Source organism: Rhizobium sp. 268 (genome assembly GCF_036571585.1).
Classification (GTDB): Bacteria; Pseudomonadota; Alphaproteobacteria; order Rhizobiales; family Rhizobiaceae; genus Rhizobium; species Rhizobium redzepovicii.
This window is the reverse complement of record NZ_JAPPSO010000001.1, coordinates 138,421-159,505: the sequence shown is the minus strand read 5'-3', so window position 1 is coordinate 159,505 and position 21,085 is coordinate 138,421. Positions and strand designations below refer to the sequence as shown.

General features: G+C 62.1%; 18 protein-coding genes. 5 read left to right on the top strand and 13 right to left on the bottom strand.

Going from position 1 to position 21,085, the window contains the following annotated elements; translation table 11 throughout:
• Positions 1-80 precede the first annotated feature (80 nt).
• A complete protein-coding gene (locus OS035_RS00865) occupies positions 81-470 on the top strand; it encodes a hypothetical protein (protein WP_331813238.1) in 390 nt (129 codons plus the stop codon).
• A gap of 158 nt (positions 471-628) precedes the next feature.
• On the opposite strand, the gene OS035_RS00860 is transcribed toward OS035_RS00865, so the two are convergent.
• Positions 629-2,131, bottom strand: a complete 1,503-nt coding sequence (locus tag OS035_RS00860) for a DegQ family serine endoprotease (RefSeq protein ID WP_183852017.1) — start codon at positions 2,129-2,131, stop codon at positions 629-631.
• A 554-nt stretch (positions 2,132-2,685) separates the two neighbouring features.
• Here OS035_RS00860 and OS035_RS00855 point away from each other — a divergent pair.
• Positions 2,686-3,723 (top strand): LacI family DNA-binding transcriptional regulator, encoded by a 1,038-nt coding sequence (locus tag OS035_RS00855; protein WP_331813237.1) that lies wholly within the window; start codon positions 2,686-2,688, stop codon positions 3,721-3,723.
• Between the two features lie 136 nt (positions 3,724-3,859).
• On the opposite strand, the gene OS035_RS00850 is transcribed toward OS035_RS00855, so the two are convergent.
• From OS035_RS00850 to OS035_RS00830, 4 genes are all read right to left on the bottom strand, one after another.
• The gene (locus tag OS035_RS00850; RefSeq protein ID WP_442967631.1) at positions 3,860-6,154 is read right to left on the bottom strand and encodes a PBP1A family penicillin-binding protein; all 2,295 of its coding nucleotides are present in this window, start codon (positions 6,152-6,154) and stop codon (positions 3,860-3,862) included.
• Positions 6,155-6,260: 106 nt separating this feature from the next.
• Entirely contained in the window at positions 6,261-6,902 is a 642-nt protein-coding gene (locus tag OS035_RS00840) for a peroxiredoxin-like family protein (RefSeq protein ID WP_310806716.1), read from the bottom strand.
• Positions 6,903-7,355: 453 nt separating this feature from the next.
• Positions 7,356-7,796 (bottom strand): hypothetical protein, encoded by a 441-nt coding sequence (locus OS035_RS00835; RefSeq protein ID WP_097627491.1) that lies wholly within the window; start codon positions 7,794-7,796, stop codon positions 7,356-7,358.
• A gap of 412 nt (positions 7,797-8,208) precedes the next feature.
• Complete coding sequence (locus OS035_RS00830) at positions 8,209-8,556, bottom strand: DoxX family protein (protein WP_183852013.1); 348 nt, start codon at positions 8,554-8,556, stop codon at positions 8,209-8,211.
• Between the two features lie 130 nt (positions 8,557-8,686).
• Here OS035_RS00830 and OS035_RS00825 point away from each other — a divergent pair, with 130 nt between their 5' ends.
• Complete coding sequence (locus OS035_RS00825) at positions 8,687-9,259, top strand: TetR/AcrR family transcriptional regulator (protein WP_097627495.1); 573 nt, start codon at positions 8,687-8,689, stop codon at positions 9,257-9,259.
• Between the two features lie 304 nt (positions 9,260-9,563).
• Here the strand turns inward: OS035_RS00825 and cysN are convergent, their stop codons facing one another.
• The 3 genes from cysN to OS035_RS00810 all read right to left on the bottom strand — a co-directional run bounded on the left by cysN (position 9,564) and on the right by OS035_RS00810 (position 12,887).
• Positions 9,564-11,060 (bottom strand): sulfate adenylyltransferase subunit CysN, encoded by a 1,497-nt coding sequence (cysN, locus tag OS035_RS00820; protein ID WP_097627497.1) that lies wholly within the window; start codon positions 11,058-11,060, stop codon positions 9,564-9,566.
• A gap of 1 nt (position 11,061) precedes the next feature.
• Positions 11,062-12,015 (bottom strand): sulfate adenylyltransferase subunit CysD, encoded by a 954-nt coding sequence (gene cysD, locus OS035_RS00815; protein ID WP_064837453.1) that lies wholly within the window; start codon positions 12,013-12,015, stop codon positions 11,062-11,064.
• Between the two features lie 113 nt (positions 12,016-12,128).
• A complete protein-coding gene (locus tag OS035_RS00810; protein WP_097627499.1) occupies positions 12,129-12,887 on the bottom strand; it encodes a phosphoadenylyl-sulfate reductase in 759 nt (252 codons plus the stop codon).
• A gap of 419 nt (positions 12,888-13,306) precedes the next feature.
• Between OS035_RS00810 and OS035_RS00805 the strand changes: the two genes are divergently transcribed.
• On the top strand, positions 13,307-13,753 hold the full coding sequence (locus tag OS035_RS00805) for an RrF2 family transcriptional regulator (RefSeq protein WP_003569590.1): 447 nt from the start codon (positions 13,307-13,309) through the stop codon (positions 13,751-13,753).
• Between the two features lie 71 nt (positions 13,754-13,824).
• Here OS035_RS00805 and OS035_RS00800 read toward each other — a convergent pair whose 3' ends face one another.
• The gene (locus tag OS035_RS00800) at positions 13,825-14,586 is read right to left on the bottom strand and encodes an SDR family NAD(P)-dependent oxidoreductase (protein ID WP_310803878.1); all 762 of its coding nucleotides are present in this window, start codon (positions 14,584-14,586) and stop codon (positions 13,825-13,827) included.
• 100 nt (positions 14,587-14,686) lie between these two features.
• On the opposite strand from OS035_RS00800, the gene OS035_RS00795 reads away from it, so the two are divergent.
• Positions 14,687-15,601 carry a LysR family transcriptional regulator gene (locus tag OS035_RS00795; protein WP_183852007.1) on the top strand — a complete coding sequence of 305 codons (915 nt, stop codon included), beginning with the start codon at positions 14,687-14,689 and terminating at the stop codon, positions 15,599-15,601.
• A 43-nt stretch (positions 15,602-15,644) separates the two neighbouring features.
• Here OS035_RS00795 and OS035_RS00790 read toward each other — a convergent pair whose 3' ends face one another.
• The 4 genes from OS035_RS00790 to betI all read right to left on the bottom strand — a co-directional run bounded on the left by OS035_RS00790 (position 15,645) and on the right by betI (position 21,052).
• Positions 15,645-16,988, bottom strand: a complete 1,344-nt coding sequence (locus tag OS035_RS00790; protein ID WP_097627505.1) for a chloride channel protein — start codon at positions 16,986-16,988, stop codon at positions 15,645-15,647.
• A 118-nt stretch (positions 16,989-17,106) separates the two neighbouring features.
• The gene (gene betA / locus OS035_RS00785) at positions 17,107-18,756 is read right to left on the bottom strand and encodes a choline dehydrogenase (protein ID WP_097627507.1); all 1,650 of its coding nucleotides are present in this window, start codon (positions 18,754-18,756) and stop codon (positions 17,107-17,109) included.
• Positions 18,757-18,971: 215 nt separating this feature from the next.
• On the bottom strand, positions 18,972-20,435 hold the full coding sequence (gene betB, locus OS035_RS00780) for a betaine-aldehyde dehydrogenase (RefSeq protein ID WP_097627509.1): 1,464 nt from the start codon (positions 20,433-20,435) through the stop codon (positions 18,972-18,974).
• Positions 20,432-21,052 (bottom strand): transcriptional regulator BetI, encoded by a 621-nt coding sequence (betI, locus tag OS035_RS00775; RefSeq protein ID WP_239620427.1) that lies wholly within the window; start codon positions 21,050-21,052, stop codon positions 20,432-20,434. Before betI ends, betB begins: the two co-directional genes overlap by 4 nt.
• Positions 21,053-21,085 lie beyond the last annotated feature (33 nt).

Genomic DNA, 21,085 nt, shown 5'->3' with positions numbered 1-21,085 from the left:
CAAGCTGAGCGATCGGCGGGCACGATAAGGGCACCGCCGCTTGGGGCGCGTGAACCCTAGCCCCAATAAAGGAGGACTTCATGTCTTCCACATCTGAACGGTTTTTCGATGTCACCAATTTGCGAATGCTGGAGCGCATTCTTCGAAAGGCCGGTTTCCGCGGCGGCGAAACCTATGCGATTGATATCAGCGAGATCAGCGCGACTAGTTTCCTCATTCATTGTTTCCAGATTGGAATCGTCGATGAGGCGGCGCTGAGATCGGCTCTGAGAATGTATCTTGCAACCCAATTGAGTTCAGGGCCGCTCACCCAAGCAATCGAAGACGCGTCCTTTGTAAGATGGCAGGATGACGGCGGCGCTCCGCCCAAAGCCTATCGGATTTGCCGGTATACGGCACCCACGGGTGCCAACCCATCGCGGCGACCGGTCGGCTATCGCTTCCCAAGAACCAGGTTGCCTGAACGATGATCGTCAGTCACCGCCGCTCACTGCGGCGGCATACGCACCCAAGAGGGTGATCTCCCGACGCAGCAGCAATTCGACGCAATAGATTGGCGAGAGCCGAACGCGAGGGGGGCGGTTGGTCGAAAGCCCGTTCTCACGGGCTTTCCTTTGACTTCGAGCCGTCAGGCCGCACCGAACGGCACGGCGACGAAAGTCTTGCCGCCATCGCGTTCGACGAGCAGTAGCACCGATTTGCGGCCGGCCTTGCCGGCCTCGGCAATCGCAGTCTTGACGTCGCGACTGTTGTGGACCGGCCTGTCGTTGACCGAGACGATGACATCGCCCGACTGAATGCCGGCGGCCGCGGCCGACTTGTCGGGATCGACGCTGGCGACCACCGCACCGCTGACGGCGCGCGGCAGGTTGAGCTGCTGGCGCACGTCCGGCGTCAGGTCGGCAAGGCCGATGCCGAGGCTCGGCTGGCCGCTGCTCTCACCCTTGTTGTCCGAGCTTTCGGCGGCGGCCTGTTTCTGGCCATCCTCATTGCCGCCGACGGTGACGTTAAGATCGATCGTCTTGCCGTCGCGCCAGATGCCGAGAGATTTTTTGGCGCCTGGCGAAAGATCGGCCACCAGCCGCGACAGGTCCTTCGGCGTCTTGACGCTCTCGCTGCCAACCGAGGTGATGATATCGCCCGGCTTCACACCGGCATGGGCCGCCGGCGTATCGGCGGTGACGGCGGCAACCAGTGCGCCGCCTGTTTTGTCGAGGCCGACGGCATCCGCGACGTCTTTCGTCACGGGCTGGATCTGCACGCCGAGATAACCGTGATCGATCGTGCCGTCCTTCTGCAGCTTGGCGACGATCGCCTTGGCCTCGTCGGATGGAATGGCGAAGCCGACGCCGACACTGCCGCCGTTCGGCGAATAGATGGCAGTGTTGATGCCGACGACATTGCCGCTGCGGTCGACGAGTGGGCCGCCGGAATTGCCATGGTTGATCGGCGCGTCGATCTGGATGAAATCGTCATAGGGGCCGCTGTGCAGGTCGCGGCCGCGCGCCGAGACGATGCCAGCCGTCACCGTGGTGCCGATGCCGAAGGGGTTGCCGATCGCGAGAATCTGGTCGCCGAGCTTCAGCCGGTCGGAATCGCCCCAGGCAATGGTCTGCAGCGGCTTGCCCGCCTCTATCTTCAAGACGGCGACATCGGATTTCGGGTCGGTGCCGATCAGCTTGGCCGGCAGTTCGGTGCCGTCATCAAGCGTCACCTTGATGTCGACGGCGTTGTCGATGACATGGTTGTTGGTGACCACAACGCCGTCCGGGCTGATGATGAAGCCGGAGCCGAGCGCCATTGCCTGCTGCGAGGGCCGGTTTTTCGGCGCCTGCCGCGGCAGTGGGATGCCCTGATCCTCGAAGAACTGGCGGAACTGCTCATCCATCGGCGACTGTTGATCGGCGCTGACATCGGTCGCCTTCACAGTCGTGGTGATGGTGACGACGGCAGGCTTGTCGGTGTCGACGATGGAGGCGAAGGAGCCGCCGGCGGCGAGGACGCCGCCGGCATCCGCAGGCGAGGCGACGGCATTCGCCGCGTTGAGGGTGAGGGGCAGGCATGCCGCGCCGGCGATGATGGCAGCCCCGACCAGGGCTGCGGCGCGATGTTTGCGGAGGATGTGAGACATGGTGATGGTCCCTTGCGAGAGTGTTGGATTGTGGCGTCGGGGTTCCATGGCGTCGTGGTTCATGTCTTGGGACCTGGCGTCGGATGGCGTTGGCGCCAATTCATCTCATCGCAGCGCAGTCGTTTAGGTCGCGACCGGGCGAATGCAAGAATTCGCGCTCGGGATTCATATGATCGCGGTTGGTGGATTTACAAATTAAATATTGATCATCTTTATATTGCCGATTTGTAAGAAATGACCGGAATTTAATCTTTGTGCCGAAGGTGTTTGGCCGGGATGCCGCGCGCCGGAAATTCCGGCCGGGACGTTGTCTCGCAGCGCACTCTTCGCAGCGATTTCCTTCGCAAATAAACGGACTTATTCCAGGGCGCGGTGATCCGACCTCCACATCCGCCCGTAACTTGCGGACAGACGATCGCGCCGCCGTTTCCCGAGATTCTATTCCCGGAATCTGTTGCGAATATAAAATGTTAGTAGACTCTAAATTATTTATTCTTCAGAAGTGAAGACTGCGAATCGGGGCTGCTGAGTCTCGCGGTGGCATAAGAGGGGCGATGAACAAGGCAGTTGAGCGGGGGCGCAACGGCAAGCGCGGCGCGCATGTGACGTTGAGCGATGTGGCGAAGAAGGTGGGCGTCAGCCCGATCACCATCTCGCGTGCGCTTCGCAATCCTCAGATCGTCTCGGAAGATCTGCGCGAGGTGATCCTGCGCACGGTCGAGGAGATGGGTTATATCCCCAATCTTGCCGCCCGGGCGCTTGCCGGCCGCCACAACGGCATCGTCGGCGTCATCACGCCCGCCTTGCACCAATACGGCTTCACCGGCCTGATGGTCGGCATCGAGGATCGCTTCCGCGACACCGAATTCACCGTGCAATATGCCAATACTTTGAACCATGGCGAGGGGGAGGCCGGTCTGCTGAAATCCTTCCTGACGCAGAAGCCGGCCGGCGTCATCATCGCCGGCGCCGAATCCTATCGCGATCTTCTGCCGCTGATCGAGCGCGCTGCCTGTCCCATCGCCCATATCACCGATCTCAGCCAGGAACCGCAGAAGCTGGTCGTCGGCCTCGATCATTATACGGCAGGCGCCGAACCCACCCGCTTCCTTCTGTCGAGGGGCTATAAGAGGATCGCCTTCTTCGGCCGGGGCGCCGATGTCCGCTCGCGCCGCCGTATCGAAGGCTATGAGGCCGTGATGCGGGACGCCGGGCGTTTCGACCCCGATCTCATCATCGGCGGGGAGTCGGCAAGCCGCACCGGCCTCGGCAGGGAGCTGTTCTCCCGCCTGTTGCAGCGCGTACCCGATGTCGATGCCGTTTTTGCCCAGAGCGACGAACTGGCGCTCGGCGTCCTCATCGAATGCAAGGCGCGCGGCATCCGCGTGCCTGAAGAGCTCGGCATCTGCGGCTTCAACGATCTGGAATTCTCGGCCTTCATCGAGCCGTCGCTGACGACGGTGCATATACCGCGCTACGATATCGGCTACCGCGTCGCCGACATGCTGCTGCGCGCCGTCCGCGACCAGCCGCCGGATGAAGACAAGGCCGACCTGGGATTTACCATTATTCCGCGCGGTTCGACGCGGTAATTGCGCGAGCAGCACCCGTCCCCATATCCATTGCCGGGAGAGATGCCGATGGCCGACCTCGCCCTTCGAGGCGTTGCGCCCGATCGAAAACAGCGGCGTCAGGCTGGGCGACCGGTTCGATCTCTGCCCACCCACATCACTTTTCGCAAAGCCGTCGGCTGCCGGAATATGGCTGATAGGTACAATCGGACGGCCGGAAGGAGCGGTAGCTGCGCGAGCAGGCAGTGATGTTGCAGGACTGCGGCGCGCCTTGGCCATCGACGGCTGCTTCTGTCGATCGCACACCGTCCAACGTTGGTTCGCTCGTCGCCTCGCGCATGAAGTCCCGCCAGATATGCGCTGGCAGGGCGCCGCCGGTCACTCCCTTCATCGGCGCGTCGTCATCGTTGCCAACCCAGACGCCGACGACGAGGGCTTCCGTGAAGCCGACGAACCAGGCATCGCGATTGTTCTGGCTCGTGCCGGTCTTACCGGCGGCAAAGGTACCCGGATCTGCTCCGCGTCCCGTACCACGCTCGACCACCAGCTGCAGCAGGCCGAGCAGATCGGACTGGTAGGGCGCAAGATCGACATTCGGCTTTGATTGTGAGCCAACGCGAAACGTCTTGGACTGCCCCGCCGCTTGAAAGTCGATAATGCCCCAGGGTTTGACGGGGGCCCTGCCGAGCTGGACCGACGCATAGGCGCTTGTGAGATTAAGCAGATTGACTTCGGATGTGCCAAGCGCCAATGACGGCGTGTTGGCCAGTGGCGCATCGATGCCGAGTTCGCGCGCGGCGGCAATCACATTGTCCAGCCCCACCTCCTGCGCAAGCGTCACCGATGCAGCATTCAGCGATCGCGCGAACGCCTCGGCAAGCGTGACCCAACCGCGATAGTCGCCACCGGAATTCTCCGGCGACCAGCCGTTTATGTCTATCGGCGCGTCCAGAACCTGGTCGGACAGAGTGAGACCAGCCTTCAATGCTGCGTAATAGACGAACAGCTTGAAGGTGGAACCCGGCTGGCGCATCGCGGTGACGGCGCGGTTGAACTGGCTCGCCTTGTAGTCACGGCCGCCAACCATCGCAACGACCGCGCCGTCGGGCGTCATCGCAACCAACGCCGCCTGCGATGCGCCGACCGTCTTTCCCTCACCGTCGAGGGCTCGTTTCACCACCCTTTCGGCGATCTGCTGCAATGTCGGCACCAGCGTGGTGCGCACCGTGGTCGAACCCGGCGAGGCGCCGGCGATTTCGCTCGCTTGCGGCGAAATCCAGTCGGCAAACCAGCTTCCGGAACGCGGCGTTGGTGTCGTTGGATGGAGGCTCGCAAAGCTCGTCTTGGCCTCGGCCGCCTCCGGCGCGGTGATCTTGCCATTGGCCGCCATCGCGTCGAGGACGACCATGGTGCGCTGCCGGGCGCCTTCGAAATTGTCGATTGGATTCCATTGGCTCGGCGCCCGCAGTAGTCCCGCCAGCATCGCCGACTCCGGCAGGTTGAGGGCGCCGATATCCTTGTTGAAATAGATGCGCGCGGCGGCAGGCATGCCCGTCGCCCCCGCGCCGAGATAGACGCCGTTGAGATAACGCGTCAGGATTTCCGCTTTGCCGAGCTTCCACTCCAGCCAGAAGGCGATCACGACCTCCTGAATCTTTCGTTTGATCGTTCGGTCGCTGTCGAGATATTGCAGCTTGATGAGTTGCTGGGTGATGGTGCTGCCACCCTCCACCACCGAGCCGGCCTCCAAATTTCGCCAAAACGCCCTTGCGATGCCCCTGGGATCGATGCCGAAATGATCCATGAACCGGCGATCCTCGATGGACAGGACGGCATCGATCAGATGCGGTGGAAATTGGTCGTATCGAGCATATGGCCCTTGATAAGGTCCCTGTCTGACCAACGGCGCGCCGTCGGCAGTTTCCAGCACCACGATCGGCTTTAACGTTCCATCCCGGATTTCGCTCCAGGGCACGTCTTTCAGGGCCCAGACCAGCACACTCCCGACGAGGAGGCAGACAAGAAGGATCGACCCGAGAGCGAGTTTCCGCCAGCTTGCAATGAACGATGCGCTCCGACGACTTTCACGCGGCTTTGAACGCCGACCGCGAATACCGCGCCAGGCTTTGACCGAAGCAGTCGTCAGCCATTTGTGGGGAGCTGAGGTGACTGCAGACCGGCTCGACCTTGTTAGCTTCGTCTTCAATAACAAGGCGGCTGCCTTGATCCTTGCCAAAGCAGAACTTGCCTGCAAATCCTGGCGTATCGCACCCAATAGCGTTCTGGCGGCCCGTCTGGTTTGGTCGAAGGATCCGTGGGGCGGCTGCGGGTCTTCGCCTTGAGTTCCAGGCGAATCCAAGGCGTCCGCTTGCGCTGCCGAATTCAGTGTCTTCTCGCGATCCGAGCTTGAGTTGTTGACGCTTTCACCAGAGGATTCGGGAGAATTGGGCATCGGTTACCGCCTCGGACAGGTCGTTTTGATGATCTTCCGCCCAGTCGTAAATGGCCAGCAACCCACTGCGCAACCGCGCGGTGGGCGTCGAGCGCGTTTTTTGATGTTAAAGTGCGACTTGGGAAGCTGCCGACATCAATTCCTGGGAATTCGGTGCCTTGAATGTCTGCAGCCCGGCCTCCAGAACTTCAGTGAAGCTCCAGCGCACGATGCCCTCCCGGTCTATCAAGAACTGACCGACAAGCTGCCCGTGGTCGGCAGTCATCATCTGCTCATCGGCTGCCGTAACTTGATATCCTTCCTTCTCGTTGAGAAATTCGTCCATTGCCATCACGCTCATCGGCTCGGGCAACTCGCCCGGAAGATCGATCCGTATCGCCATGGCCGCGTCGATCCCGATCTCGCGTAAGCCGAAGGCTTGGTGCGAAGCCCGTGCCGGGTCGGAAGCAGCAAGAAGATCGGATATCGGGTGGTAACGGAAATAGAGCCGCGCGCGTTCGACCGGGGTGTTTACCACGGCCAGGGATTGGACGCCTTTCTCACGCAGCATCGGGTTGAGGTATGCCATGGCCGCGACATGGCGCCGGCAGAACGGGCAATGCAGGCCTCGAAACAAACCGATCAACAATGGGCTGCGGCCACGAAAATCATCAAGTGCGATCTTCCCCTCGCGCGAGATCGCATCGAACTCAACGTTCGGGACCCGGTCGCCCGGTTGTAGCGGATGGTCGACATAGGGCGTGGACATGGACAACCTCCTCGCTCGGGGATCAGTCGAGAAAAGGCGCCACGTCGAGTGTTTCGAGGTCGAGATTGAGCGTTGCAGACCTGACCTCTCGTTTTACCGCACCGCCAGGATCCGATCTAAGAATGGCCCCACTTGAGCCCGCGGGCAAGCGGTAAACGGCGAATCGTGAATTGAGAAAGTTCGTTTTCAGTCCCCCCAGCTCAATTTTCTTTGTTGGTCTCTGGCCGCTCCCGCAGCTCAAGCCTTCAATGCTGTGGGTCATGGCTCAAGCAGCAGATTTCAGCTTGCCACCGACCGCCCAGGAATCCTTAGGCGATCTCCGATTTGCCAGATCTCCAGCGATTCCGGCGGCACGCCAGCGTTCGACGGCGGCCTTGGTCGCTTCTCAAACGAAGGCGCGCTTCTGATCGTCGGGGCGGCCGATTGCAGGGACGACGAACGGAGCGACGGCTCTTACTTTACCGTGATGGCAATACCGCTAAGATCGGCGTTGACCTGCAGGCCTACCTGCTTGCCTGAGAGTTCGAGTTGGGCGCCCTTGTCGTTGGTCATGACGATCACCTGGGCCCCTTTGCCGACGGCGCCGCCACCGCCCGCCGCACCGTATACCCCCGTCACATCTTGGGCGCGGCGAATATGGTGAACGGTACCACGGAAATAGGTCTTAGAAGCTCCGAAGGCGAGGCCGCCCGAGATGCCGCCGACAGAGATGGGATAGCGGCGACCATGAAAGGTCAGCATGCCCTCGCCTCCAGAACCACCCACAAAGAAGGCCGCCTTGTAGACTGAGAAACTGATCTTACCGTCGTCGGCATACGCGGCGCCAGCAGCGCTGATTCCTGCTGCTGCGATAACCGCAGCCGCGACTGAACGAAATCCGGACGAAATCTTCATGATGCGTCTCCTAAAATCGAGGCTAACCCAGCGAGGAGGGCACGTCAGCAGTATGCCAAAGTCACAGCTGAAACAGTATCGATCGTCAATAGTTCCAGACTCCAGCTGGGAGACGGCCGCCACGAAACGAGGTTGATAATAGTCTCGGTGGCCAGCCGATGGCAGCCAACGCTCGGCTCACTCAGCATTGCCGAAATCTCGAGCATTTGTCGATGATGGAAGGTGATGTCGAGCGCCGAAATTGTCGTATTCATCCGGATACGATTTGCGCTGCCGCAGGAGTTCGCTCCGACCGACACCGTCTTCTAGGGGGGCGATGACAGGGGATTGGGCGACAACCGACGTCTGGCGATGGAGACTTTTGGGGCCGTACGCCCAGGTTTCATCTGGATGGCACTGTACCGCGCGATATTCAGGCATGGCCGGTGACACTCGCCAGTGCCAGGAGCAACAGGAACGCGAGAGGTGGCGGGAGCTCCCGATAGTTCCTGATACGAACAATGGCTACGATCGCGGCGAGCATAATCGAGACGCCCAACGCGACCCCGATATATCGGGTGCCGGCTATCACCAAAAGCACCGCAGTTACGAGCTCGAAGGCGGCCGTGACCCAGCACCACCAGAAAGGAAATCCAAGTCGCACGAAACCCATGCGGATTTTCGGATGTCCACTTGCATTGACGATGGCGCCGACGAGAAACGCGCCGGCGGCCAGCCAGATGAAGATGGTACCGAATGATGTGCTTGTGAAAATATTCATTGGAAGTCCCGTCTAGGTCTTTTCGATATATCAACGTTATTTAATCTAGCAATGCTAGTTTGTCAATCAATGTTCCTTTTGATAATTTCGCGCCAGGAAAAATCGCGCGCATGAAGATTGGGGCACTGGGGTGGGTATCAGCGAACGCAAGGCTCGAGAGCGGGTCGACCGTGAACGCAGGATCGTCGTAGCTGCACGGACGATCGCAGAACGCGACGGCTGGGCTGCCGTCACCATCCGGCGTCTCGCCGAGGAGATAGAATACAGCCAGCCAGTTCTCTATTCGCATTTCGAAAATCGCGATCAGATCGTCGGAGCAGTCGCGCTTGAAGGCTTCGGCGAATTGGCTGCGACGCTCCGCGCTGCGATCCACCCATCGTCCACGTCAAAGGCGCGAGTGGAAGACGTCGCAGCCGCCTATCTCGATTTCGCTTTCGCTTGCCCTGCGATGTACGAGGCGATGTTCGTCCTGCCGACTGGGCTCCACTTCGCCAGATCCGACACGCCAGCCCAACTTCGCGATGGCTTCGGAGCCATGGCGACGGTGATCGCGCCGTTCTCTCAGGATGTAGATACCGCTACCGAAACTTTCTGGGCGGCACTTCACGGTTTGGCGGAGCTTGAACGTCACGGCAGGATAAGACCCACTTTCCGGGCTCAACGTATTACGCTCATCATGAAGATGGTGTCGGGTCAACTCTGAGAGCAGGGTCTTGCGATTAATCTGATCCCGCCTAAGTGGCTTGAAAAATGCCGGACAAGGCAAAGGCCTTAAGGCTAATGCATGTCGCCCGGAAGTGTGCAGCGGTTCCGGGGTAACGGCATGCATGAAAAAAGAGCTTTAGGAGTTTGGCCGCTTCGGGCCGAAAGCCGGCGTGCAACGTCCGAGGATCTGCTCGATTTCAACGCTGAAATGCGACAGCGCCGTTCGCGAGGAATCCGCCAGTCCGCAGCCTGCGGGTTCGGCCTCACAGAAGGGGCCAGTTTTGCTGGCCCCTTATCTCTCATCAGATATCGCTTGCAGCGCTCGACCAGAGGTCGGCTGCTTCGGCCGCCGTCATGCGGCGCACCTCGGCTTCATGGCTGCGGCTGGCGAAGAGTTCGCTGGCCATGATCTGCTCGGCAAGATCGGCCGGGAGCGAGAGGATGACGCGGCCTTCGCCATTGTGCAGGCCGCCGAGTTCCGTGCGCTTGCCTGTCACCATGCCGCCGGCGACCGTGTTGTTGGTCTCCGGGTCGATCAGGATGAAGGAGCCGGACAGCCGGTTCTGCTCATAGGGGTCGAAGATCGCCGCTTCGTCGAAGACAAGCCGGACTTTGCCGATAGCGTTCATGTAGAGCCGCTGGGCGGCAGTCCAGGTGCCGGTCTTCAGCTCGAGCTGGCTGAGCGGCTGCACCTGGACGCGCTGGCGCCGCGAACCGCTCTTCAGCCAGTAGCGTTTGCCGGGCTCAATGCCCTCGGGCTGCAGCGCGACGATCTGCGCGTCGAAAGCAAGGCCGACCTGCGGCTGAGCGTCGATCGAGACGATCATGTCGCCGCGCGCCACATCGACCTGGCGATCGAGCACCAGGGTGATCGCATCACCGGCGACGGCAGCGTTGCGCACCAGATCGAAGGTAACGATCTTGGAGACATTGGCGACCATGCCGGATGGCAGGATCATGACGCTGTCGCCCGGCTTGACCGAGCCGCCGGCAACCGTGCCCTGATAGCCGCGGAAGCTTTCGCCCGGGCGCGAGACGCGCTGCACCGACAGGCGGAAGCCGACCGTCTGCGACGAGCGCACGGTCGCAAGCTCCAGCGTCTCCACCAGTGTCGGGCCGCTGTACCAAGGCATGGCGGCCTGGCCGGAATAGACGACGTTTTCGCCCTTCAGCGCCGACATCGGAATGGCGGTGATCTGCTTGACGCCGAGCGACAGCGCAAATTCCCGGAATTCATGGCTGATCTTGTCGAAGCCGGCGCGGTCGTAGCCCGTCAGGTCGATCTTGTTGACGGCAAGCACGAATTGCTTGATCCCGAGCAGCGAAGCGATCGTCGCGTGACGGCGTGTCTGCTCGAGAATGCCGAAGCGCGCGTCGACCAGCAGGATGGCGAGATCGGCGGTCGAGGCGCCGGTCGCCATGTTGCGGGTATATTGCTCGTGGCCGGGCGTGTCGGCGACGATGAAGGAGCGCTTGTCGGTCGAGAAATAGCGATAGGCGACATCGATGGTGATGCCCTGCTCGCGCTCGGCCTGCAGGCCGTCGAGCAACAGCGCGAAGTCGGGCAGGCCGAGATCGTTCTGCTTGCCGGTGGAATCGCGCTGCAGCGTGGCGGCCTGGTCTTCCTTGACCGCCTTGGTGTCCCAGAGCAGGCGGCCGATCAGGGTCGACTTGCCGTCATCGACGCTGCCGCAGGTAATCAGGCGCAGCGGGCGCGTGTCGCGCTGGGCCTTCTGCGGCTCGGCGGCGGGCAGGCTGACGACGGTGGCGGCCGAGACGGCGGTTTGGGCTGCGGTCATCTCAGAAATATCCTTCACGCTTCTTCTTTTCCATGGAGCCGGACTGGTCGCGGTCGATGGCGCGGCCCTGGCGTTCGGACACCGTTGCGATTTCGAGTTCGGCAATCACCTCTTCGAGGGTGGTGGCCTGTGAGCGGATGGCGCCGGTCAGCGGGAAGTCGCCGAGCGTGCGGAAGCGGATCATGCCCTCCTGGCGCACTTCGCCGGGCAGCAGTTCGAGACGCGGATCCTCGGCCAGGATCATCATGCCGTCGCGCTCAACGAAGGGCCGCTTCTTGGCGTAATAGAGCGGCACCAGCGGAATGTCCTCGGCCTGGATGTAGCGCCAGATATCGACCTCCGTCCAGTTCGACAGCGGGAAGGCGCGGACGCTCTCGCCCTTGCGGATCATGCCGTTATAGACGTTCCAGAGTTCCGGCCGCTGGTTGCGCGGGTCCCAGCGATGGTCGGGCGTGCGGAAGGAATAGATGCGCTCCTTGGCGCGGCTGGCTTCCTCGTCGCGCCGCGCGCCGCCGAAGGCGGCGTCGAACTGGCCGGCATCGAGCGCCTGGCGGAGGCCCTCGGTCTTCATGATGTCGGTGAAGGCAGCCGATCCATGGGTGAAGGGCGTGATGTTTTCGGCCGCACCGCGCGGATTGATGTGCTCGATCAGGTCGAGATCGTACTTCCTAGCGGTCTCGTCGCGGAAAGCGATCATCTCCCGGAATTTCCAGCCGGTGTTCACATGCAGGAGCGGGAAGGGCACGCGGCCGGGATAGAAGGCCTTGCGCGCCAGATGCAGCAGCACCGAGGAGTCCTTGCCGATCGAATAGAGCATGACGGGACGCTCGAATTCGGCCGCGACCTCGCGAAAGATATGGATGGATTCGTTTTCCAGCGCCTTCAGATGCGGGTCGAGTGGCGCCTTGGCGCTCTGGGGATTGCTGAGTTCCGTATCCGGACGGCTATCGGGCATGTTTTACTCCAGACTGTCGATCCTTTGCGGTTCGCCGCAAAGCAGTTCCTGATGCTGGCTTTCCCAAGGCTGCGGCGGTGGCCGCGCCCGGGTTCGGTAAGCCGTGAAGTTGATTATTGTGCGGCGATGACGGCGGCCTCTTCGGCGACATGCAGGCCGCATTCGCGCGTCTCGTCCTGCTCCCACCACCAGCGACCGGCGCGTTCCGGCTCGCCGGGCTTGATCGCCCGGGTGCAGGGCTCGCAGCCGATCGAGGGATAGCCGCGGGCATGCAGCGGATTGACCGGAACGCCGTTGTCGGACACGAAGGCCTTGATCGCCTCCAAGTCCCAATCGGCGAGCGGATTGACCTTCAAGAGGTGCCGTTCGGCGTCGTATTCGGCAAAGGGCGTCTCGGCGCGGTTGGCCGATTGGCCGCGGCGCAGGCCGGTGATCCAGATCGTTGCCCCTTCGAGTGCGCGCGCAAGCGGCTTCAGCTTGCGCACGCCACAACAGGCATGCCTGGCTTCGACGCTCTCGTAGAAACCGTTGAGGCCATACTGCGCCGCATAGGCGTCGATATCGGCCTTCTCGGGCTCGTAGCGCTGGATCTTTACGTCGTACTGGCTTTCCGTCTCGGTAATCAGCGACAGCGTCTCGGCAAACAGCCGGCCGGTCTGCAGCGTCGCAATATCGATCGGCAGGCGGTGCGTGCCGATCTCGGCGGTGATCACCTGGTCCTCGATGCCGAGCGAGGTGGTGAACACCACGCGGCCCCCGAGGCCGGAGACCAGCGACAGACGTCCGGCCAGGTCGAGACCTGCCAGCTTGTCGTTCAGCGCCTCGGCTTCGGCAATGGGCCCTTCTTCCGCAATCGTATTGATAACAGTCATGAGAATCCTGTCCTTTGTTGACGGGAGTATCGCAGTTCAATCCTGGATCGGACAGAAAAAGGGATTTCGAAAGCTGCGGCCAGAGGAGCAAATATCTCTCCGAAGCTGCCGCAATGCAAAAAAACAGCCGCCCGAGGACAAAAATCCCCGCGAATAGCTAGTATGTCTATAAAAATAGTAGAGTTACACGCGGCCTGTCAATCCGAAATCTGAAGTGATGCCGAAAAAGGTGCAGAAAGGGCGGTTTAAGCGTAGATTGTGACAGTTCGGCCGAGAGGGAAAAACAAGGCCGAAAACGCTTAGTCCTCAAGGCTTTCTCCGGCGCGTTCAAATTCCGTTCATGCTGGTTGTGCCATAGAGGCGAAAGTAATTCCGTAGCGGCGCGGAGATTCGCGCCGCCTGTGTGTCGATGGTCTGAGATGATTACGCAAAAGGCGAAATATGCGCTGCGGGCGCTGACGGTTCTGGCGGATGCCGATGCCGACGAACCGGTGATGATTTCCGATATCGCCGCCCAGCAGAAGATCCCGAAAAAGTTCCTCGAACAGATCCTGCTCGACCTGAAGCATCACGGCATCGTCGTCAGCCGTCGCGGCAAGCAGGGCGGTTATCTCTTGCTGAAGCCCGCCCACACCATCACCTTCGGCGAGATCCTGCGCATCATCGACGGCCCGATCGCGCCGCTGCCGTGCCTGTCGATCACCGCCTACCGCCGGTGCGACGATTGCGACGGCGAACAGAACTGCCAGATCCGTCACGTCTTCGCCAAGGTCGCCGACGCCACCCGCAAGGTGCTGTTCTCGACAACCATCGCCGACGCCGTCGGCCCAAGACACGGCGCCGAAGTCACCCGGCTGCTGGCCTAAGCGGCTTTGGCCGGCTATCCCCGGTGCGGTCGCGCGTCTTTTGCTGGGGCAGCGAGACCGGTATCTCCACCCTACGGGCGTAGACCTCCTAGCGTATAGCCGCCATCGACGGTGATTTCTTGCCCGGTGACGAAGGCGGCATCATGGGAAAGCAACCAGGCGACAGTACCTGCGATATCTTCTGACGTTCCATTTCGCCGAAGCGGTGTGTGGGCGGCTAGCCTTGCAGCAAAAGCCGGATCGATAACATCATCCGCCATGGGTGTGAGAATAATCCCTGGATTGATGGCATTGATCCTGACGTTGCGAGGTCCTTGCTCCGCCGCCAGGGTCCGCATCATCGCAAGCAACGCCCCCTTCGTGCTGGCATAGGCTCCAGCACCCGGCATCACGCCGGCTGCTGTCCACGAGGCGTTGATGAGAATGCTGCCGCCTTCCAGGAAGGGCAGGCAGTGTTTGATCGTGAAGAAGGTGCCCTTGAGATTGGTGTCGATCAGCGCGTCGAAATCGTCTCCATCCGTCACTGCCAACGGTTTGAATTCGCCGAGAACTCCGGCATTGGCAAAGACCGCATCCAGCCGTCCGAAGCGTGCGATCGTCTTCTCGACAATCGCGGCGACGGCTTCATTGTCGGCGATATCGCCGGCAATTGCGATGGCCGCACCGCCTGATGCCTCGATCTCTCCAAGCAGTCGATTGATCGGCTCGGGGCGGCGTCCGACGAGGACGAGCTCGGCTCCTTCCGCCACTAGGCGAAGGGCGGCAGCCCGGCCCATCCCCGTTCCAGCACCTGTAATGAGAACCGTTTTGCCGATGAACCGCGTTCGCGTCATGTCGTGCTCCTTGAATGATTGCGTCGAGGCGGTTGTAATTCGAGCACTTACTCATGATAATTGGGGAAAATACGCGATCATTTAAAAGCAGAAGTATTGAATGGGTCTCTTTCGTTCCATGCAGGTATTTGTCACAACCGTCCAGGAAGGCTCGATGAGCGCAGCATCGGGCAAGCTTGGCATCTCGCCGGCAATGGTCGGGCAACACGTCGCCGCACTGGAGGAACGGCTGGGTACGCGCCTCCTCAACCGAACCACGCGTCGGCAGAGCCTGACGGATTTCGGCAAGAGCTATGTCGAGCAGTGCCGGGATATTCTGGAGCGGGTGGCTATTGCGGATCAGGACGCCGAGGCATCGCAGACGAAACCGCGCGGCCTCTTGAAGGTCACGGCGCCGGCGACGTTCGGGGCGGAGGTGCTGATGCCGGCTTTGCAACGCTACCGAGAGATCGCTCCCGAGGTGATGCTGGATATTACCTTGACCGATCGTAACGTCGATATCGTCGAGGAAGGTTTCGACATCGCGATCCGCATCGGGGACCTGCCCGACAGCCGCCTCATCGCGCGTCAGCTCGCTCCCTATCGAATGATGATTTGCGCGTCACCGGATTACCTCGCTCGACATGGAAATCCTGCCCATCCAAGCGCGCTTTCCGGCCACGAAACCATTGGTTTCACCCCGGCGGCGCGCTCGCCCTGGAGGCTGTCGAAAGGCAAGGATGAGGTCGAGGTCGCGCCCAGATTGTCGATCACCGTCAATAGCGGTCAGGCCGTGCGCATGGCCGCTCGTGCCGGATTGGGTGTCGTTATGCAGCCTGCCATCCTGCTGGCTTCGGATATCCGGGCCGGCCTTCTCGTCCAGCTCTTCCCCGATTGGCATCTGCGTGAGCGGCCTATGTCACTCGTCTACCACCGGGATCGGCGCATGACGCCACGCGTGCGAAGCATCATCTCATTCGTCGTTGCGGAGTTTGGAGCAGAGCCGGAGAGTCCGGCAAATCGCCCTGCCGAGTGACCGCAATCGATGCCTTGGGCCGACGTCACGCCTGGTGGCGTGATTAGCTTTCCGCCAGTTCCCTGGCGCGCCGTGCCCGGATCGCCGCGGCAATGAAGACGCGCGACAAGCCGTGATAGAGCGGCTCGCGCGATAGCAGGCGCGAGGTGATGTAGCCGATCATCGACACTGCCATGATCGGGATGACCGCCTCGTGATCCCCGGTCATCTCGAGGATGATGACGAAGGCCGTCATCGGCGCCTGTACGACGCCGGAGAAATATCCGGCCATGCCGAGGATCGCCGCAAGGGCGATGCCACTGCCCATCAATTGGCCGACCGTGCTGCCGAAGCCGGCGCCGATGGCGAGTGAGGGCGCGAAGATGCCGCCCGGGATTCCCGAAATCATCGACAGGAAGCCGGCAACAAGCTTTTCGAGGAAGAAAAGCAGGGGCAGGGGATTGCCCTCGACGGCACCCTTCGCCTGGTCGTAGCCGGTGCCGAAGGTCGTACCACCCGACAGAATGCCGACGGCGGCGACGGCGAGGCCGCAGACGGCCGCCAGCATTACCATCCGCCGCAGCGGTTGCGGCTGCGCAAAGCGGCGCACATGCTGGCCGGCATAGAGCGCCAGCCCGCTGAATGCAGCGCCAAGGGCGCCGCCGCCGATGCCGCAGACGAGCACCAGTTCCCAGTCGCGCAGCGATGCCGGCGCAACGGATGTCGAGCCGAAATAATTATAGCTGCCGGCGAGCCCGAGCGCGGCAAGGCCGGACAGGATGACGGCGGTCAGAACCAGTCCGTTGGCGCGCGATTCATAGGTGCGGCTCATCTCCTCAATCGCGAAGACGATGCCGGCGAGCGGCGTGTTGAAGGCGGCGGCGATGCCGGCCGCAGAACCGGCAAGGATCAGCCCGCGGGCTTGCGCCATGCCGCCGAAGCGAGCGACCGCCAGCATGATCGATGCGCCCACCTGCACGGTCGGTCCCTCGCGGCCGATCGATGCGCCGCTGAGCAGCCCGAGCACCGTCAGCACGATCTTGCCGAAGACCAGCCGCAGCGACAGCAGGCGGGTTCGGTCTTCCGGATCGCGCAGATGCCGGGCGGCGATCGCCTGCGGAATGCCGCTGCCCTGCGCGTTCGGGAAATACCGTGCGGCGAGATAGGCCGACAGCATGAAACCGAGCGGCGTGACGACGAGCGGCAGCAGAAAGCCCCATTCGCCGGAGGCTGTTATGTCGGCAAAGGCGCGTTGGGCGAGATCGGCCAGCCTGGCAAAGCCGACGCTGATGATGCCGATCGCGCAAGCGCCGAACCAGAAGATCAGCCGTGGGCGCCAGAGTGCGAGGGAACCCCAGAGAACACGGGAGCGGCGAAGAAGTCGGGACTTGCGATACAACACTGACATGCCGGGAGCGGAAGTTGAACAGAGCTTCTTCCTAAACCGGTTTGCGGGGAAAGAACCACCTCTTTCGTCGGAAATCGCCGCCCCTACCAGTCTTCGATCCGCACCATATCTCCAGCCATCACCGATCGCTGACCGCCGCCCTGGGATTGACCCATGGCTCCTGGTTGGAGCGCGCCAGCGGCTGTTTGCCGAGGATGTGGTCGGCGGCCTTCTCGCCGGTCATGATCGAGGGGCCGTTCAGATTGCCGTAGGTGACGTGCGGGAAGATCGAGCTGTCGGCGACGCGTAGGCCATCGACGCCGATCACCCGGGTCTGCGGATCGACCACCGCCATCGGATCGTCCTTGGCGCCCATCTTGCATGTGCCGCAGGGGTGATAGGCGCTTTCCAGATGTTCGCGCAGGAAGGCGTCGATCTGCGCGTCGCTCTGCACACCTTCGCCCGGCTGGATCTCCGGCCCGCGATAGTCGTTGAAGGCGCTCTGGCCGAAGATCTCGCGGGTGAGGCGCACACAGTGGCGGAACTTCTCCCAATCCTCGGCATGGCTCATATAGTTGAAGCGCAGCACCGGATCGGCCTTGGGGTCGGCCGAACGCAGCGTCACGCTGCCGCGCGACTTCGACAGGTTGTAGCCGACATGCACCTGGAAGCCGTGGCTCTTGGCCGCCGCCTTGCCGTCATAGCTGATCGCCACCGGCAGGAAGTGATACTGGATGTCGGGCTGCTTCAGCCCAGGGGCGGAGCGCAGGAAGGCGCAGGCCTCGAACTGGTTGGAGGCGCCGAGCCCGCCGCGCGAGAGCAGCCATTGTGCGCCGGCCACGCCCTGCCAGAACCACGGCAGCCAGGAATAGAGCGACACCGGCTTGGTGCTGACCTGCTGGAAATAGAACTCCATATGGTCCTGCAGATTGGCGCCGACGCCCGGCCGGTCGACCTTCACCGTAATGCCCATGTCCTGCAGATGTTGGCCGGGACCGATGCCCGACAGCATCAAGAGCTTCGGCGAATTGAACGAGGAGGCTGAGACGATCACCTCGCGGTTCGCCTTCACCACCTCTATTTTGCCGTTGCGTTCGATCTCGACGCCGGTCGCCCGTCCGTCCTCGATCAAGATCCTCTGCGCAAAGCCGTAGACGATATTGACATTGTCCCGCTTCAGCGCCGGTTTCAGATAGGCATTGGCGGCAGACCAGCGGCGGCCGGAAAAGATGGTCTGCTCCATCAGCCCGAAGCCTTCCTGCTTGCTGCCGTTATAATCCTCGGTCGTCTCGAAGCCCGCCTGCTTGCCGGCCTCGACAAAGGCGCGAAACAGCGGATTGGTGAAACCGCCGCGCTGGACATGCAGCGGCCCGTTTGTACCGCGCCAGCCCTCCTCGCCGCCATGCGAATGCTCCATCCGCTTGAAATAGGGGAGAACGTCGGCATAGGCCCAGCCGCCGGCGCCAAGCTCCTCCCACCGGTTGAAGTCCTCGGCGTGGCCGCGCACATAGACCATGCCGTTGATCGAGGAGGAGCCGCCGATCACCTTGCCGCGCGGCGCAGTGATGCGCCGGTTGTTGAGGTTGGGTTCCGGCTCGGACAGATAACCCCAATTATAGCGCTTCATGCTCATCGGCCAGGCAAGCGCCGCTGGCATCTGGATGAACGGCCCGAAATCGCTGCCGCCCGCCTCGATGACGAGAACGGAATTCTTGCCGTCTTCCGACAGGCGATAGGCGAGGGCGGACCCCGCCGAGCCCGAGCCGATGATGACGAAATCTGCTTGCATGGCGTTCCCTTAAATTCCTTTGCACGGTCCCCGAAGACTTCGGGACATCAAGACCCCGCCCCAAACCCCTCCCACAAGGGGAGGGGCTTAACCTGCGGCACTGCCTCACTCCGAAATCAGCGCCGCAAATGGTGCGATCGAGGGGAGGCAAAACCGGTGCGGCATTCTAGCCCCTCCCCCTCGTGGGGAGGGGTTGGGGAGGGGTCTTCTCACTCTCAATAAGGCGCCGCCACCGGCCCCATGCCGACGTAAACCGTCTTCAGCTCGGAATAATGCTCCAGCGCCGCCAGCGAATTCTCGCGGCCGAAGCCGGATTGTTTCGAGCCGCCGAAGGGGATTTCCACCGGGCAGAGATTATAGGTGTTGATCCACAGCGTGCCGGCCTCCAGCCGGTCGACGACGCGGTGGGCGCGGGTGAGGTCGGCGGTGAAGACGCCGCCTGACAGGCCGAATTCGCTGGCATTGGCGCGTGTGATGACCTCGTCCTCATCGTCGAAATCGAGCACCGACATCACCGGCCCGAAGATCTCCTCGCGGGCGATGGTCATGTCGTCGGTTACGTCGGCAAACACCGTCGGCTGCACATAATAGCCTTCGCCGGAAACGTTGTTGGGAATACCGCCGCCGGCGACAAGCGTTGCGCCCTCGGCCTTGCCCTTTTCGATATAGGCGACCACCTTCTCGCGCTGTGCCCAGGAAACCATCGGGCCGATCTGCGTCGCCTCATCAAGCGGATCGCCGATCAGCATCGCCTCGGTGCGCGCCTTCAGCCGCTTCAGGAACTCGGTCTTGACCCCCTTCTGCACGAAGACGCGGGTGCCGTTCGAGCAGACCTGGCCGGTGGAATAGAAATTGCCGAGCATGGCGCCGCCGACCGCCGAATCGAGATCGGCGTCGTCGAAGACGATGAGCGGCGACTTGCCGCCGAGTTCCATCGTCACATGCTTGAGATTGCCGGCCGCCGCCGCCGCCACCCGGCGCCCGGTCGGCACCGATCCGGTCAGCGACACCTTGGCGACATCGGGATGGTTGACGAGCAGCGGCCCGGTATCGCGGTCGCCCTGGATGACGTTGAAAAGCCCCTTCGGCAGCCCCGCCTCGTGCAGGATCTCGGCAATCTTCAAGGCGCCGAGCGGCGTGTTTTCCGAGGGCTTGAAAACCATGGCATTGCCGCAGATGAGCGCCGGCGCAGCCTTCCAGCAGGCGATCTGCTGCGGATAGTTCCAGGCGCCGATGCCGACGCAGACGCCGAGCGGCACCCGCTTGGTGTAGGCAAAATCCTGGCCGAGCGGGATATGCGAACCATTGAGGCCGGCCGGTGCGACACCGCCGAAGAATTCGAAGGCATCGGCGCCCGAGGTCGGATCGGCGACGATCGTCTCCTGGATCGGCTTGCCGGTATCGAGCGTTTCCAGTTCCGACAACGCCCGGTTTCGCTCGCGCATGATGTCGGCGGCGCGTTTGAGAATGCGTCCGCGCGCCATCGGGCTCATCGCCGCCCATTCCGGCTGGGCGCGTCTGGCCGCGGCAATCGCCTTCTCGACAATCGCGGGCGTTGCGGCATGTAGCCGGGCGATCACCTCGCCGGTCGCCGGATAGAGGCTCTCGATGACGGTCCCGTCGGTGTCCTCGACATATTCGCCGTCGATGAAGTGCGAGGCTCTCGGCTGGGCTTTCATGTCATTTGTCCTTGGATGTTCGATGTGGTTGTCCCATCTCGGCTGGAAGGGAAGGTGGCGGCCAGAAGCGCATTCAGATAATCCTCTGTCAGTGCGATCGAGGCTTCGATGCCGATCGGTGCCGATTTCAGACTTTGCCTGATGTAGAGCCCGTCGATCATCGCCGCAGCGCCCTCGGCGATGCGTTCTGCGGCGTCGGCCGGCAGCAGCGCCTTGAGATCGGCAAGCAGGTTGGAGCGCAGCCGGCGGGCATAGATCACCAGGAAACGCCGCGTCTCCTCCGAGCGCTGCGCTTCGGCGTAAAAGGCAAGCCAGGCGGCGATCGTGTCTGGCGCGAACTGGTCGGCGTGGAAGTTGACACGGATGACGGCCGAAAGCCGGGCGCGCGGCGTCTGCGCTGCTATCAGCGCCGCCACCGTATCGCTGCGCAATTGCCTAAGAAGCGAGCGGATCGTCTCGATCAGCAATTGTTCCTTGCTGCCGAAATAATGATGGGCAAGGGCCGGCGACACGCCAGCCTGGCGGGCGATGTCGGACATGGTGACGGCAAGCGAGCCGTGATCGCCGATCACCCGCAGCGCCGCATCAACGAGCGCCTTGCGACGCACCGGCTCCATTCCGACTTTCGGCAAAGCGCCAACTCCTCACGC

Excerpts from the sequence above, each read along its gene's own strand:
- OS035_RS00865 (WP_331813238.1), top strand. The coding sequence starts at position 81 with ATGTCTTCCACATCTGAACGGTTTTTCGATGTCACCAATTTGCGAATG.
- OS035_RS00860 (WP_183852017.1), bottom strand. The coding sequence starts at position 2,131 with ATGTCTCACATCCTCCGCAAACATCGCGCCGCAGCCCTGGTCGGGGCT.
- OS035_RS00855 (WP_331813237.1), top strand. The coding sequence starts at position 2,686 with ATGAACAAGGCAGTTGAGCGGGGGCGCAACGGCAAGCGCGGCGCGCAT.
- OS035_RS00850 (WP_442967631.1), bottom strand. The coding sequence starts at position 6,154 with ATGCCCAATTCTCCCGAATCCTCTGGTGAAAGCGTCAACAACTCAAGC.
- OS035_RS00840 (WP_310806716.1), bottom strand. The coding sequence starts at position 6,902 with ATGTCCACGCCCTATGTCGACCATCCGCTACAACCGGGCGACCGGGTC.
- OS035_RS00835 (WP_097627491.1), bottom strand. The coding sequence starts at position 7,796 with ATGAAGATTTCGTCCGGATTTCGTTCAGTCGCGGCTGCGGTTATCGCA.
- OS035_RS00830 (WP_183852013.1), bottom strand. The coding sequence starts at position 8,556 with ATGAATATTTTCACAAGCACATCATTCGGTACCATCTTCATCTGGCTG.
- cysN (WP_097627497.1), bottom strand. The coding sequence starts at position 11,060 with ATGACCGCAGCCCAAACCGCCGTCTCGGCCGCCACCGTCGTCAGCCTG.
- cysD (WP_064837453.1), bottom strand. The coding sequence starts at position 12,015 with ATGCCCGATAGCCGTCCGGATACGGAACTCAGCAATCCCCAGAGCGCC.
- OS035_RS00810 (WP_097627499.1), bottom strand. The coding sequence starts at position 12,887 with ATGACTGTTATCAATACGATTGCGGAAGAAGGGCCCATTGCCGAAGCC.
- OS035_RS00805 (WP_003569590.1), top strand. The coding sequence starts at position 13,307 with ATGATTACGCAAAAGGCGAAATATGCGCTGCGGGCGCTGACGGTTCTG.
- OS035_RS00800 (WP_310803878.1), bottom strand. The coding sequence starts at position 14,586 with ATGACGCGAACGCGGTTCATCGGCAAAACGGTTCTCATTACAGGTGCT.
- OS035_RS00795 (WP_183852007.1), top strand. The coding sequence starts at position 14,687 with ATGGGTCTCTTTCGTTCCATGCAGGTATTTGTCACAACCGTCCAGGAA.
- OS035_RS00790 (WP_097627505.1), bottom strand. The coding sequence starts at position 16,988 with ATGTCAGTGTTGTATCGCAAGTCCCGACTTCTTCGCCGCTCCCGTGTT.
- betA (WP_097627507.1), bottom strand. The coding sequence starts at position 18,756 with ATGCAAGCAGATTTCGTCATCATCGGCTCGGGCTCGGCGGGGTCCGCC.
- betB (WP_097627509.1), bottom strand. The coding sequence starts at position 20,435 with ATGAAAGCCCAGCCGAGAGCCTCGCACTTCATCGACGGCGAATATGTC.
- betI (WP_239620427.1), bottom strand. The coding sequence starts at position 21,052 with ATGGAGCCGGTGCGTCGCAAGGCGCTCGTTGATGCGGCGCTGCGGGTG.